Here is a 687-nt window from a genome sequence, read left to right as displayed (position 1 = left end):
ACAAATGTTCAGATGTACTGCCACAGGCGTCGCTAGTTGACATTTGCCGAAACAACATGAGAGCTAGAATACGCTCCATGATCATCGGCAACAAATCAAAGAACCTGGGAGAACTCCTAGAAGCTTCCATGGAGGCTGAAACGGTGATCAAAGACCTCAACAGTCAGAAATCATCAAGGAAAGAGCCAACTGCCATTGCAACCTCTAAACCAAAGAAGAAAGAGGTTCTCAATGTGCAAACAAAGTCAGCTCCTCAGCCACCAAAGAAAGCTGAAAACAAAGCTGCGGGTAAGAGACCTGAACTCTCTGATGCCTTTAGAGAACGAGTAGAAAAGAAATACCCGTTCGATGAAGATGTTGAAGAAATCTTCGAGGCTCTCATGGCAAATGGCAAACTCACCTTGCCTGAACCCAAAAGACCGGGAGATATTGGCAAAACCAATGATCCTCGGTACTGTCCATACCACCAGATGGTCTCGCATCCTCTCAATCAATGCTTCGTTGTGAGAGAGAAGATAAACGAGATGTGGAAAAACGGAGTCATCACCTTTGACAAAAACTATGGGTCTGCCTCCGTCAACCTGGTGTCACGTGGACAAGCCTCAAAATCACCGAAGAAGAAGATCACTACTTCCTTCAAGGTGATAAACAAAATCCAAGCGTCCGAAGAACTGGTTCCTTTCCCAA

At 45.4% G+C, this 687-nt stretch carries 1 protein-coding gene; it reads left to right on the top strand.

Translation table 11 applies throughout. The annotated features are described in order from the left end of the window. Positions 1-77: 77 nt before the first annotated feature. The coding region (locus tag F8C76_RS17755; protein ID WP_152132940.1) for a hypothetical protein at positions 78-687 on the top strand (610 nt) is incomplete at its 3' end.

It is taken from the genome of Flagellimonas olearia, assembly GCF_009184425.1.
GTDB classification, from domain to species: Bacteria; Bacteroidota; Bacteroidia; order Flavobacteriales; family Flavobacteriaceae; genus Flagellimonas; species Flagellimonas olearia.
Note: the sequence above shows the minus strand (reverse complement) of the source record. Positions and strands in the feature narration are given on the sequence as shown.